Below are 13,861 nucleotides of genomic sequence, written 5' to 3'. Positions count from 1 at the left end.
TAATTAATTATCCTTTATAAAAAGGTAATTTTACCACCTTTGCTTTGATTTGTTTTTTTCTTACTTCAATATAAATTTCATCACCAATTTTACTATTCTCTGTAGTTACATACCCTAAACCAATAGCCTTGTTTAAACTTGGTGACATGGTTCCAGAAGTTACAATTCCTATTTTATTTCCATCCGCATCAACAATAGGATAATCATGTCTTGCAATTCCTTTGTCAACAACTTCAAAACCTACTAACTTTTTAGCAACACCATTTTCCTTTTGAGCTAAAATATTTTCTTTATTGATAAAATCTTTATTGAATTTAGTTACCCAACCCAATCCTGCTTCTATTGGAGAAGTAGTATCGTTGATATCATTTCCATACAAACAATATCCCATTTCTAAACGCAAAGTATCACGTGCCGCTAATCCAATAGGTTTGATTCCAAATTCTTTTCCAGCTTCAAAAACTTTTTCCCAAACCTGGGCAACCTCATCATTTTTACAATAAATTTCAAAACCTCCTGCTCCAGTGTATCCAGTTGCTGAAATAATTACATGTTCTATTCCGGCAAAATCTCCCACAACAAACTTGTAAAAAGGAATCGAAGCCAAGTCTACAGAAGTTAAACTTTGTAAAGCTTCTGTTGTTTTAGGACCTTGAATGGCTAATAAAGAATAAATATCAGATAGATTTTTCATCGCCACGTTTAAATCGTTATGCTTTTCTATCCAATTCCAATCTTTTTCTATGTTAGAGGCATTCACCACCAAAAGATATAATTCCTCTTTAACGCGATAAATCAACAAATCATCTACAATACCACCATCTTCATTTGGCATACAAGCGTATTGTGCATCGCCAATAGCCAATTTACTAGCGTCGTTAGAACAAACTTTCTGAATCAAAGCCAAAGCGTTTGGTCCTTCTAACAAAAACTCTCCCATATGAGAAACATCAAAAACCCCCACAGCAGTTCTTACTGTTTCGTGTTCTACTTTTACTCCTTCGTATTGAACAGGCATATTAAACCCTGCAAATGGAACCATTTTAGCTCCTAATTTTTCGTGTATGTGTGTAAGTGCTGTATTTTTCATTGTAATGATTGTAAGTGGTAAAAATAAATAAAAAAATCCCCAAAAAGGGGATTTTCATGTGGTGTATGTGCACAGATCTTAAGACTTTAAAAAATCTGTCAATCCTTTATAATCTGATATTTTAATAGAAACCTTTGGTTTGTCTATTACAGCTTTAATTTGCTCTGGTAACTCAATAGTTTCTGCAACTCCAGGATATAAAACATCCATAAATTTAACAGGGTGAGCTGTTTCTAAAAACACTCCTTGTGTATTGGTTGCTGTTTTTAAATAATTTTTTAAAGCCAAATAACCAATTGCCCCGTGTGGCTCTGCAACGTAGTTAAACTTTTTATATAAATGCCCCATTGCTGCTGTTGCTTCGGCATCTGTATAAGAGTATCCTTTTAAATTGTTACGTAATTTTTCTACATCAAAATCATGTAATTTTTCTATTCTGATAAAATTACTAGGCGCACCAACATCCATTGCGTTAGAAATAGTAGCAATAGTTGGTTTTGGTTCGTATTTTCCAGACTCTAAATAAGCTGGAACTACTCTATTTACATTGGTACCTGTAATAAATTCTTTAATTGGTAACCCTAATTTTTGAGCAATCATTCCTGCACAAATATTTCCAAAGTTTCCACTAGGAACAGAAAACACAATGTCTTTTGATTTATCTTTTAATTGTTTGTAAGCAAAGAAAAAGTAAAATGCTTGCGGTAACCAACGAGCTACATTGATAGAGTTTGCAGATGTTAAGGTTCTATATTCGTTTAAAGACTCATCTAAAAAAGCAGTTTTTACCATGTCTTGACAATCATCAAAAGCACCATCTACTTCTAAAGCAGTAATATTTTGTCCTAAAGCTGTTAATTGTTTTTCTTGTACATCAGAAACCTTACCACTAGGGTATAAAATAACAACATTAACACCTTGAACTCCTAAGAAACCACTTGCTACTGCTCCTCCAGTATCACCCGAAGTAGCCACTAAAACAGTGATATCTTTATCGTTTTTTTCTTTTTTATTAAAGTACCCTAAACAACGAGCCATAAAACGACCACCTACGTCTTTAAAAGCCATTGTTGGTCCATGAAACAACTCTAAAGATCCTATATTCTCCTCGATTGGAACTACAGGAAAATCAAAACATAATGTTTCTTCTATGATTTGTTTTAAATCTTGTTCTGGAATTTCATCACCTACAAATTGCTTAATGATTTCGTAAGCAATTTCGTTATTACTATAATTATCTAAATTATTAATAAATTCTTTTGATAATGGTGTGATACTTTCAGGGAAATATAAACCTCTGTCTGGAGCAATTCCATTTACAACAGCATCTCTAAAAGAGACATTAGGAGCTTTTTCGTTTAAACTAAAATATTTCATTTTTTATTTATTGTTTGTTCTGTTCTCGACTCCGCTCGAACACCCAAATATTTATAATTTACTTCTCGATACAATTTTTTCGTACCTCAAAAATCACTCGAAGTGACATCTTAATATATTTTTTAATTGATATTTTACATCAACTATTTAATCAAGATTCTAAAATTTTAATCCCTTGATCATTAATTTTAGAGATGTGGATATCATAAGAAACTCCTACTTTATCATACACAGCTTTCATTGCCTCTGCTACTTTATGAGCCGTTTCTTCACCTTTACTCAAAGCAAAAATAGAAGGACCTGATCCTGAAATTCCAGAACCTAAAGCTCCAGCGTTTTTACACTCTTCTTTTACTTTATCAAAAGCTGGAATTAAAATAGAACGAATAGGTTCTACAATTTCATCGTGTAAAGAACGAGATAACAAATCGTAATCTTCTGTATATAATGCACTAACCAAAGCCCCAATATTCCCCCATTGTGTAATGGCTGTTTTTAATCTTAATTTACTTTTTAAGATTTGACGAGCATCAGCAGTTTTTACCTCTATTTGAGGATGAATAACCGTTGCATATAATAATGATGGTGTATTTAATTTAATTACATCTAAAGGAGTGGTAGAACGTACTAATGTAAATCCTCCCAATAAAGCAGGAGCAACATTATCGGCGTGTGGAACACCACTTGCCAGTTCTTCGCCTTTCATGGCAAATTCAATTAAATCATGATTGTTAAAAGGTTTTCCTAACAATTCATTTACTCCATAAACAGCACCTGTACTACTTGCTGCAGAACTTCCTATTCCACTTCCAGGCTTAATGTTTTTATAAATTTCAATTTCAAACCCATCTGTAGTGTTGTTTAATTTTTCTAGCATAGCTAGTACCGCAACACCTGCCACATTTTTTTCGGTAGCTAATGGTAAATCTTGACCTACAATTTTAGTGATTTTAACACCAGGAGTATCTACTTTACGGATGATCATTTCATCTCCAGTAGTATCTAAACAAAGTCCTAATACATCAAATCCACATGAAACATTGGCAATAGTACCTGGGCAAAATAATTTTATTTCTTTCATTATAAATAGTTATAAAGTTGAAAGTTGAAAGTTTGTAAAGTGATAAAACCTACAAACTCAAACTTTATGAACTTTTATCTTTAAAACTTTATCAACTTTAATTATCCTTTACCAATTCTAATGATATCAGCAAAAATTCCTGAAGCAGTTACATCAGCTCCAGCACCAGCTCCTTTTACAATTAAAGGAAACTCTGGATATCTTTCTGTAAAGAATAAAACTATATTATCACTTCCTTGTAAGTTAGAGAACGGATGTTTACTATCAACTTCTTGTAAAGAAACATTTGCTTTACCATTTACAAACTCTGCCACATATTTTAATTCAGCATTATTTGCAGCGGCTTTTTCTTTGATAGCTTCAAAATGAGCAGCCTCAGCAATTAGTGTCTTTTTAAAATCAGCAATAGAATCGGCTTCTAAACTTGCTTTAGGTAAGAAAGTTTTATTTTCTATATCTTCTAAATTCATTTTAGCACCACTTTCACGAGCCAAAATTAAAATTTTACGAGCTACATCTACCCCACTTAAATCAATTCTTGGATCAGGTTCTGTAAATCCTAACTCTCCAGCTTCATCAACAATTTTTGCAAAATTAGCATCTCCAACAAAAGAATTAAAAATAAAGTTTAATGAACCAGAAGCCACTGCTTGAATCTTTACAATTTGATCTCCAGATTGCACTAAATTATTTAATGTATTAATAATTGGTAATCCGGCACCAACATTGGTTTCGAATAAATATGGTGCGTTGTATTCTTGAGATAATCTTTTTAACTCAGCATATACTTCATAATCAGATGAAGCAGCAATTTTGTTACAAGTAACCACCCCAATACTTTCTTTTAAGTAACTAGCGTATAAACCAGCAATGGTTGCGTTGGCAGTATTATCTACAAACACACTATTACTCAAGTTCATTTCTTTTACATACTCATGGAATAAATCTAAATTTAATTCCTCTCCATTATCAATTAAGTTTTGTTTCCAATCAGCAGAAATATCAATTCCTTCTTCATTAAAAATCATTTTTTTAGAGTTTGCCATACCTACAACCTCTATACTTAATTGTAATTTATCTAATAAATAAGCTTTTTGCTTTTCTATTTGTTCTAATAATTTTCCACCAACATTACCAACACCAACAACAAACAAGTTTAACTTGGTAATATGTCCTTCAAAAAACTCAGCATGTAAACCATTTAAAGCTTTTTTAACATTTTTGGCATCAATAACTGTAGAAATATTTCTTTCTGAAGCACCTTGAGCAATGGCATGAATATTTACATTGTCTTTTCCTAAAGCACTAAACATTCTTCCGCTAATTCCTTGATGACTTTTCATCTCTTCACCAACAATAGCTACAATAGCCATCTTAGTTTGAGTGTGTAAAGGATCTATTTTTCCTAAACTTAATTCATATGCAAATTCATCTTGAATAGCCAACTCTGCTTTTTCAACATCACCACCATCAATAGCAATACAAATAGAATGTTCTGAGGAAGCTTGAGTGATTAAAATAACATTTACTTTTTTCTCTGATAAAGCACTGAATAATCTTTTAGAAACCCCTGGGATTCCAATCAATCCATTACCTTCAACCGTAGCTAAAGCAATGTTATCAATGTGGCTAATTCCTTTAACAACACCACCTCCTTTTACATTTTCATTGGTAATAAAAGAACCTGAATCTTCTGGCTGAAAAGTATTCTTGATATACAAAGGAATATTTTTATCCATAACCGGTTGAACAGTTGGCGGATATAAAACAGAAGCTCCAAAATGAGATAACTCCATTGCCTCACTATAAGACAAAGTTGTAATTGGCCTTGCTTGTTTAACCAATTTAGGGTTGGCAGTGTACATTCCACTTACATCTGTCCAAATCTCTAATTGCTCTACTTCTAAAGCAGCGGCTAAAATAGCAGCAGTATAATCTGACCCACCACGACCTAAAGTAGTTTTTTCTCCTTGTTCGCTACAAGCAATAAACCCTGGCAATACAGTAATGTTGTGGTTACTACTATTAAAGTAATCCTTAATATTTTTATTTGTTATATCAACAATAGGAGTTGCATTACCATAATTACTATTGGTAATAATTAACTCTCCACTATTTTTATATGCAGCATCAATTTCTTGACATTGTAAAGCTTTGGTGATGATAAAAGTTGATAAGAATTCACCATAACTAACAATAGTATCATTAGTTTTTGCCGAAAGTTCTTGTAATAAATAAACCCCTTCTAGAATACTTTCTAGTTGGTTGAATATTTTTTTAACACCACTTAATACTCCACTTTGGTTGTTTACTGGAATTAATTCACGAACAATATCAAAATGATTATTTTCTAACTCACTTAAATCAACGTTATAAGTATCATCTTGTTTTTGAGCTTTTGATGCAGTATTAATTAAAGCATCTGTAGTTTTATTAATAGCAGAAAAAACAACTGCGATTTGAGTGTTTTCGCTAGTCGATTTTAAGATATCTATTACGCGATTAATATTTGCTGCTGAGGCGATTGAAGAACCACCGAATTTTAAAATTTTCATATAAATGTAGGAATGATTGAGAAAAAAAACAGTACTTGATGTTTAATGGAAATCATATCAATTAAATTTCAAGATTTTACGGTTTATATATATAAATAACAATGACAACCCCAAAGGGTAATAAAGAAAGAATTTGTTAAATATGTAGTCACTGTATTTTTCACGCATCAAAATTAAGAAATTATTTAAAAACAGCACTTGTAATTTTTATAAAATTAAATATAAATAAGCCAATAAAAACTTTGTTATTCCATATATACTTATTTAGAATTGTATATTTGCACTACTAATTAGTAAAGACAATTAAATTTATGTCAATTAAAGATATTAAAAACATTTCTTATGATGTTTTTTTAAAGGATTTTAAAGATACTTTAAAAAGCGTTTTTTATGAGAAAGATGATATCCAAAAGTTTAGCCAAGTAAGAGGTTTTCCTTCTTTGGTTTTTAGAGATATCATGGCTAAAAAGCCTTTATCAGTAGCTATTCCTACCGAATACGGAGGAAGAGGAGTAAAAGTAAAAGAATGCTTAGGGATATTAGAAGCTGCTTCTTACGAATCTTTACCTCTATCCTTAACTTTTGGAATTAACATAGCATTATTTTTAGAACCTGTTGCTAAATACGCTAAGCCAGAAGTAAAAGCTCCAATTTTTAAGCGTTTTCTAGAAGAAAGAAATATGGGAGGTTTAATGATTACAGAACCTAGTTTTGGGTCAGATGCCTTAAGTATGGAAACTTCTAACACTTACAAAGATGGAAAATACCACATTCAAGGGTATAAACATTGGCAAGGATTAACAGGTTTAGCAGATTACTGGTTGATTACCTCTCGTAAAAAAGGAGAAGATGGAAGATTAGGTAGAGATATCGACTTTTTTATTGCTGATAACCAAGATCCAGAACAAAGAGTTATTGTTGATGAATACTACAACAACGCTGGTTTATATGCTATTCCTTATGGAAACAATAAATTAGACCTAAAAGTTCCTGAAAATCAAAAATTAGAAGGAGGTAGTACAGGTATTAAATTAATGTTAGACTTATTACACCGTTCTAGAATGCAATTCCCTGGTATGGCTATGGGATTCATTAAAAGAATGATGGACGAAGCTATTGATCACTGTACCAACAGAATTGTAGGTGGTAAAAACTTATTAGCTTTAGATAAAGTAAAAGAGCAAATAGCCAACATTCAGTCTGCTTTTACAGTATGTTCTGCCATGTGTGCACGTAGTGCTGAACACAGTGGGATTGACAATGAATTAGCAATGGATCAAGTAGAAGCTAATAGTATGAAATCTGTAATTACAGATATGATGCAAGCCTCTGCTCAAACTTTAGTACAGTTATCTGGTTCTTCTGGTTACAAAGAAGAAAACATTGGTGCTAGAGGAATTATGGACAGTAGAGCTTTTATGATTTTTGAAGGGTCTAACGAAATGTTATACACTCAAATATCTGAAGCTGTAATGAAGTTGATGAAACGTAAAAAAATCACCAACTTATTTGACTTCTTAAAAGAATACGATTTAACTATTAAATCATCTGAATTCTTTAAAGAGATTTTAAACTTTAACCTTAATATGGAGCTGCCACAGCGTAAAATGGTAGACTTAGGTAAAATTATTGGTAGAGTGGTTTCTGCAAACTTTGTAATTGATTTAGGAATTAAAGGATTTAGAGCTGATTTGGTTTCTGAATGTATTACTTCTTTAAAACACGAGGTAACTGCTTGTGTAAGTTCTTTAACTTTCCAAGAAAACACAAACTTAATTACAGATTACAAACAAGATAGTACTTGGCTAAATTTAGTCTAAGCTTTTCTTAATGAAATAGATAGGTAGCGGTGTTTTTTACACCGCTATTTTTTTTGAAAAAAGTTTTGATTTTTTATTGCACAACTATAAAAAGGTTGTATATTTGCCACCGCTAACAGCAACGGTCTGGTAGTTCAGCTGGTTAGAATACCTGCCTGTCACGCAGGGGGTCGCGGGTTCGAGTCCCGTCCAGACCGCGAAAGCTCTCAAAGAAATTTGAGAGCTTTTTTTATTATATATCAAAACACAACTTTTGGGATTGATCCTTGATCCCATTGATCCTTTATTTGTATATATAAAAAACGATACACCTAATTATTGATGTATCGTTTAGTCTAATTAAAAATATTAAGAGGATATATTATTTTATAATTTTAGAAAAATAAGTTTTCTTAGAATCAATATCAGTCACTCTAAGAATATAAATACCATTTGCATAATCGCTAAAATTTACCTTTTTAGAAGTAGTTACTAATATTTTTCTGCCGCTTAAATCGTATATCTCCGATTTAATTCTTCCTGTATAATTGATTTTTAAATAATTAACTACAGGATTTGGATATATAGAAATATCATCATTATAGTTAATATCATTAGTCTTTAAAGTAACACCTGCCAGGCTAGCTAAGGTGTTTTTAGTTAACAACTTAACATTATTGTTGTTTCCTGTTCCTGGAGCATACCAATCATATACTCCAGATCCGTACCAAACTATAGTTCCGTGTCCACCTGTTCTTGGATTGAATTGAGCTCCCTGGATTTCATTTCCATCACAATTGTCTAATAATATTTCTGCATTCAAAGTACTTTCAAATTCCGTTCTTCTATCAGCAATTGTTCCACCAACATCATCATAAATTCTTCCAAAATCTAAATTGTATTGGCATGCACGATTTTTCTTTTCAGTGTCAGCAGATAAAAACTCAATAGATTGTGTAGAAAAAGAACAAGTAGCTTCGGCAGTTGTAATGTCTAAAATATATGAACTTAAAGAATCACCACTCCAGTTAGTACTCCATCCACCTGCAGTATTCGCAGCATTTACAGTAACATCACCAAAAGTTTGATTAGGTCTATATTCCCCAGAATCTGTTAATCCATCAAAAGTTCCAATAACCTCTAAAGCTTTTCCAGCATAGTTTCCTAAAAAGATATTTCCTCCAGCTTCATAAAAAGAACGAATACTACTAATAAAAGCATCTTCTAAAGCAATACATGCAGCATCACCACCATTCCATTCAAAACCAGTTTCTTTAATTACACAGTGTCTTGTAACACCATCTCCTTCAGTAGTTCCTCTAGGCCAATCATTTAAACGTTCAGGATAAGTTGCTCCATCACTTTGTATCCAAATAGCATCATAGCTACTGATATCAGCACCTTCAGCTACATCTTGAAATGAAAAATATGCTCCACTAATATCTGCTTGTGACGGAATAAAAACTTCCATAAACCAAACAGCAGCCGCTCTATCGTCATCATAAGTAAATCCATCAGCAGCAGCAGGGATATTATCATTATAAGTAGGCGCTTGTCCTAAAAAAGCGATGCTCTTAGATTGTGCTTTCGAATTGTAGCATTGTAGTAAAAAAAAGATAGCAATTAATTTTAAAGTAATAGTTTTCATTATAGTATAATTTAAAGTTTATTAATAATAGTTTTATTACCTCCTAAACTATTAACTATCAAGGAAAGCTTATTTTGTATTTGTTTCAAACTAATAAGAATTTGATAAGTAGATCGACAATATGTAAAGACCCCACTGTATATGTTGGTTTATACGATTTTTTTAATCTTTTTTTAATTTTAAATTATAGCCATGTAACCAATACTTATAATTTAGTTACACTATGTTTTGTGTAGTAAGTCTAAACTTAATATGATTGATTATATAATTAAAAGAGTAATAAAATATTAGGAATGATTAAATAAATTAGCAGAGAATTAAATGTTTTTTTTTAGTAGTACGCAATTTATATTTATAAAAAAAGGCATCTAAGTTTATTCTTAGATGCCTTTTAGTATTAAAACTTATAATTATTTTTTATTGTTGAGGATATAAAAAACGGTAAATATCTTCTTCTTTAATCTCTGGGTTAGCACCTTCGTGTCCTGCTACAATAGAACCTACTGCACAAGCAAAATCAATTGCTTTTTGTGGGTTTCCGTTACTCAGTAACTGCGTAATTAACGAAGCTAAAAAAGAATCACCGGCTCCAACAGTATCAATTACTTTTATTAAAAAACCAGCATTATAATACAAAATACCTTTCCACAATAACACTGCTCCATGTTTCCCTTTTGTAACACAAATAGAATCAGTATTAGTGTATTGAGAAATGAAGTGAATATTTTCTTCAATAGATTTTGAGGTTGAACCTAGTTCTGCAGAAATTTCTAATAATTCTTCATCATTAAACTTAATAAAATCAGCATGACTCATTAATTTGTTTAAAGTATCTATTTTGTAATGTGGAGCTCTTAAATTAACGTCAAATACTTTATAAGATTTATTATTTTCTAACAAACTATATAGTGTTGTTCTAGAAACTTCATCTCGACAAGCCAAGCTTCCATATAAGAAAACATCAGAAGAGGAAACAATATTTTTTAGACTTTGGTTAATTTCTATTTTATCCCATGCTGATGGATACTCAATAGTATAGGTAGCAGAACCACTCTTACTAAGTTCTACTATAACAACTCCGGTATCATAGTTGTTTTTTATAATAATTCCCGAAGTGTTTATTCCATGATTATTAATATAGTCGACAAGAGTACTTCCATCCTTATCATTACCCACAGCACTAATCATAGTTACAGGAAAACCAAAAGATTTAATTCTTAAGGCTAAATTTAAAGGGGCTCCACCAATTTTTTTAGCAGTTTTAAAAACATCAAACAATACTTCGCCGTAGCTAACAAATTTTAGGTCTTTATTATGAAACATATTAATAAGGATTTTTTAAGGTTAAGTTTGAGAATACAGTTTGATTGTTTTCACTAAAAAAACTCCACTTTTTTCCTGTAACATCATATAATCTATTGCTAAATGCAACCTCATCGTTAATATAAAGCACACAAATATCTTCATTTGTGGTAATGCTGACTTTGTATTCAGTATTAGCAGTAAAATTAAAAGGGACATGGTTTAGATATAAATCATTTCCATCATTAACATTGTAAGCTGCTACTCTGTTAAAACCAGGTTCAAAAGCAATTTTAAAAGCTGTATTATTTTCAGGGTCATGATTTAATAAAACTCCAAAATCTCCATTAGATTGCATCTCAATTTTAAAATCAATATGATTTGATTTTTTTAAACTATTAAAAGTAACAAGTGCATCATTAGAAGTTCCATCTAAAGTAAAAGTATTGTTGCTTTGTGTAACAGTACCAACTGTGTTTTCCACAGTTATCGTTGCATTGTTTGTGTAAACTGGAACAATACCTTCAGGTTGTTTGACATTTAATGTACCATCGTTATTCTGAATAATTTCATGAGTAACAATATTCCCCCCCCATTCTTTATTTCCTGTATTGTTTTCTGGTGACTTTCTAGCAGTCCAACCAAACAAGTAACGTTTGTTTCCGTCAGAAGCAGTTTTGGCTGCATATAAATAACTTCCATCAAAACGATCTATAGTAGGTGTTGTCCATGGTCCGTTAGGAGAATTTGCAATTCTATAATGTGTGCCTGTATGATTACTCCAGTTTTCTGAAAAGATTAAATACCAATAGGCTCCCATTTTAAAAATATCTGCACATTCTAGCATTAAATAGTTTTCTTGTGGAGTGGTGGTGTAAATAGGGTTTTGTACTGTCCAATTATTTGTTGCAGGATCATCAGAAGTAAATAATAAAACGACAGCTTTTCTGGCAGGGTCTGTTTGTGTAGACATCAACATCCAATATTTCCCATCTTCTTCATTATAGAATACATGTGGGTCTCTAAAGTCAAAATCAGTATAACCAGCAGGAGCAGTTATCTTAAAGTCATCTATTTTAGTCCAATTTTCTAAATCTGTACTCGTAGCACACAAAACACTTTCTCTAGGGTTATTTTGAACAAAAGGAGTGTTTCCATTATGACCTGTATAGTAAAAATAATAGGTATCTCCAACTTTAACCACAGAACCTGTTCCTACTCCAAAATCAGGCTCATCTGAAACTCCATAAGGAATCATTCTACCTTTATAATTAAACTCTGTAAAATTAGTTGTTTCAAAGTTATGTATATCATGAAACCCTTTACCAGCAGGTTTTGTTTTGGCATCGTGTAAAAAGAATAAATTAAATTTACCATCGTTATAGTAAGGCATAATATCTCCTACATAACCAGAGGTGTAGTAAGGATCTGTTTCTCCTAACCATTGTTCTGGTGGCAATGGATATACGTTTGTTTGAGTCCCTGGGTCTACAGGGACTTGAGTAAATGCGTCATCATCATTTGAGCAAGCTAAAATGCTAAACACGGATAGGTATATAAATATTTTATTAGTTAAGTTCATCTTTTTTAAATTTTAATTATCTGCTAAATAGTTTAGACTATTTGCTGTTAAAAGTTTGATATTATCAATAAAACCATTGGCTTGACTTGGTGTTCCACTGCTGTCATCTTCGTTATACCAATCATAAGCTCCCATAGAAATAACAACTGTTTTGATATCTGAAGCACCTCCAGGGAATTCAGCAATGGTTACACGACCGTTTAATCCATCATCCCATGCTTCACTAGCTAGATTATTTCCTCCGGTTTGTTCTCTCCATCCAGCACCATCATTATACCCTCCCCAATCTGGTAAAAACCACCATGCAGTATGGTTTAATCTAAATGTTCCTGCTTCTAATAAATTGGCTTTTCCTGTAGCAAAAGTGTCTAACCCCAAAAAGATAGGATGATCTTCATGACTTACAAATGACATTCCCCATGAATTACCATCTACAAACCCATTTGGCGGAAAATCTCCAAAAACATTATTAGGCCCTTTACCTGAAGGAACAATATTCAATGCTTCTACATATTGAGAGGCAAATGTGGTTAATAATAAGTTACCTCCATTAGTTTGATATGTTTTTAATGCAGTTGTAACACTGGCATCTAAAGCAATAGTTGGTAGACTAGTAGCTTCATCATAATGCCACCAAATAACATCAATACCTTCTAAAGAAGCTCCGTTTTTAATATCTGTAAAAGAAATGTACTGAGCTCCTGAGTAGTTGGCAAACAACCAGTCTGATGCAGCAATTTCATCTAAATTTGAGATTGCTTGTTTAGAAGCCGATGTTCCTAAAAAGGCAATAACAGGTCCACTAAGAGGAGTCGTAATATTTACTGTATATTCTTCTGTTAATCCTGTTGAAATTACATTGAATTTTACTGGGCTAGAAAAATCAATAGTGCTACCAGAGGTAATACTAGCAGTCACTCCTTCAGATAATTCAAGGGTAGGTTGCAATGCTGTAAGATCAGTGCCTTCAGGCATGGTAAGCGCAATAACTTTTGAATTATGATTGATACTTGCAGAAAGTTCTCCAATCTTAAAACTTGTAATGGGTTTTTGAGTACTAACGTTAACCGCATATTTTTTAAAGATATTTCCACCATAAACATTATAAGTTACAGTATTACTAAAATCAATACTCGTTCCTATTTTAGGGATAATAGTAGTTCCGTTTGGAATAGTAATTTCGGGTACAATAGCTGTAATATCTGTTCCATAAGGTAGCGTAGCTGTTATCTTACTTTCCTGATTATTGATTTCTGCACTGATATTATTTACAGTAAACGAATTGATGTTTACCGAAACATTGGTAACAAAAGCAGATTCATCAAAGTTGTCTTCACAAGCTGATAAAAGACTCGCTAAAAATAGAAGGACACAAGTCAGCAATCCTATTTGTTTATTTATTATTTTTTTCATCGTTTAGCTTTTTT

9 protein-coding genes and 1 tRNA gene are annotated in these 13,861 nt (G+C 32.0%); 2 read left to right on the top strand and 8 right to left on the bottom strand.

What is annotated here, in order from left to right; genetic code table 11:
- Window positions 1–7: 7 nt before the first annotated feature.
- The 4 genes from gcvT to thrA form a co-directional block, all read right to left on the bottom strand.
- Window positions 8–1,090, bottom strand: a complete 1,083-nt coding sequence (gene gcvT / locus AXE80_RS04920) for a glycine cleavage system aminomethyltransferase GcvT (RefSeq protein ID WP_068824999.1) — start codon at window positions 1,088–1,090, stop codon at window positions 8–10.
- A 78-nt stretch (window positions 1,091–1,168) separates the two neighbouring features.
- Window positions 1,169–2,467, bottom strand: coding sequence for a threonine synthase (gene thrC, locus AXE80_RS04915; protein ID WP_068824997.1), 1,299 nt, complete (start codon window positions 2,465–2,467; stop codon window positions 1,169–1,171).
- A 151-nt stretch (window positions 2,468–2,618) separates the two neighbouring features.
- Window positions 2,619–3,548, bottom strand: coding sequence for a homoserine kinase (locus AXE80_RS04910; protein ID WP_068824995.1), 930 nt, complete (start codon window positions 3,546–3,548; stop codon window positions 2,619–2,621).
- Between the two features lie 101 nt (window positions 3,549–3,649).
- Window positions 3,650–6,103, bottom strand: coding sequence for a bifunctional aspartate kinase/homoserine dehydrogenase I (gene thrA / locus AXE80_RS04905; protein WP_068824993.1), 2,454 nt, complete (start codon window positions 6,101–6,103; stop codon window positions 3,650–3,652).
- Window positions 6,104–6,414: 311 nt separating this feature from the next.
- On the opposite strand from thrA, the gene AXE80_RS04900 reads away from it, so the two are divergent.
- Together AXE80_RS04900 and AXE80_RS04895 are read left to right on the top strand one after the other, a co-directional pair.
- Window positions 6,415–7,923: an acyl-CoA dehydrogenase family protein gene (locus AXE80_RS04900; protein WP_068824991.1), complete on the top strand. Its 1,509-nt coding sequence runs from the start codon at window positions 6,415–6,417 to the stop codon at window positions 7,921–7,923.
- Window positions 7,924–8,046: 123 nt separating this feature from the next.
- Window positions 8,047–8,120 (top strand) — tRNA-Asp (locus AXE80_RS04895).
- 164 nt (window positions 8,121–8,284) lie between these two features.
- Here AXE80_RS04895 and AXE80_RS04890 read toward each other — a convergent pair.
- The 4 genes from AXE80_RS04890 to AXE80_RS04875 form a co-directional block, all read right to left on the bottom strand.
- The gene (locus AXE80_RS04890; RefSeq protein WP_068824989.1) at window positions 8,285–9,550 is read right to left on the bottom strand and encodes a DUF4960 domain-containing protein; all 1,266 of its coding nucleotides are present in this window, start codon (window positions 9,548–9,550) and stop codon (window positions 8,285–8,287) included.
- A gap of 417 nt (window positions 9,551–9,967) precedes the next feature.
- On the bottom strand, window positions 9,968–10,873 hold the full coding sequence (locus AXE80_RS04885) for a carbohydrate kinase family protein (protein ID WP_068824987.1): 906 nt from the start codon (window positions 10,871–10,873) through the stop codon (window positions 9,968–9,970).
- Window position 10,874: 1 nt separating this feature from the next.
- Window positions 10,875–12,434, bottom strand: a complete 1,560-nt coding sequence (locus AXE80_RS04880; RefSeq protein ID WP_083194583.1) for a glycoside hydrolase family 32 protein — start codon at window positions 12,432–12,434, stop codon at window positions 10,875–10,877.
- A gap of 12 nt (window positions 12,435–12,446) precedes the next feature.
- Window positions 12,447–13,847 (bottom strand): DUF4960 domain-containing protein, encoded by a 1,401-nt coding sequence (locus AXE80_RS04875; RefSeq protein WP_068824983.1) that lies wholly within the window; start codon window positions 13,845–13,847, stop codon window positions 12,447–12,449.
- Window positions 13,848–13,861 lie beyond the last annotated feature (14 nt).

The sequence above is a fragment of the Wenyingzhuangia fucanilytica genome, assembly GCF_001697185.1.
GTDB lineage: Bacteria > Bacteroidota > Bacteroidia > Flavobacteriales > Flavobacteriaceae > Wenyingzhuangia > Wenyingzhuangia fucanilytica.
The sequence above is the reverse complement of the archived record's forward strand: the minus strand, read 5'-3'. Positions and strand labels throughout refer to the sequence as shown.

Bases quoted from the DNA above. Each gene is read 5' to 3' on its own strand.
- gcvT (WP_068824999.1), bottom strand. From the start codon at position 1,090: ATGAAAAATACAGCACTTACACACATACACGAAAAATTAGGAGCTAAA.
- thrC (WP_068824997.1), bottom strand. From the start codon at position 2,467: ATGAAATATTTTAGTTTAAACGAAAAAGCTCCTAATGTCTCTTTTAGA.
- AXE80_RS04910 (WP_068824995.1), bottom strand. From the start codon at position 3,548: ATGAAAGAAATAAAATTATTTTGCCCAGGTACTATTGCCAATGTTTCA.
- thrA (WP_068824993.1), bottom strand. From the start codon at position 6,103: ATGAAAATTTTAAAATTCGGTGGTTCTTCAATCGCCTCAGCAGCAAAT.
- AXE80_RS04900 (WP_068824991.1), top strand. From the start codon at position 6,415: ATGTCAATTAAAGATATTAAAAACATTTCTTATGATGTTTTTTTAAAG.
- AXE80_RS04890 (WP_068824989.1), bottom strand. From the start codon at position 9,550: ATGAAAACTATTACTTTAAAATTAATTGCTATCTTTTTTTTACTACAA.
- AXE80_RS04885 (WP_068824987.1), bottom strand. From the start codon at position 10,873: ATGTTTCATAATAAAGACCTAAAATTTGTTAGCTACGGCGAAGTATTG.
- AXE80_RS04880 (WP_083194583.1), bottom strand. From the start codon at position 12,434: ATGAACTTAACTAATAAAATATTTATATACCTATCCGTGTTTAGCATT.
- AXE80_RS04875 (WP_068824983.1), bottom strand. From the start codon at position 13,847: ATGAAAAAAATAATAAATAAACAAATAGGATTGCTGACTTGTGTCCTT.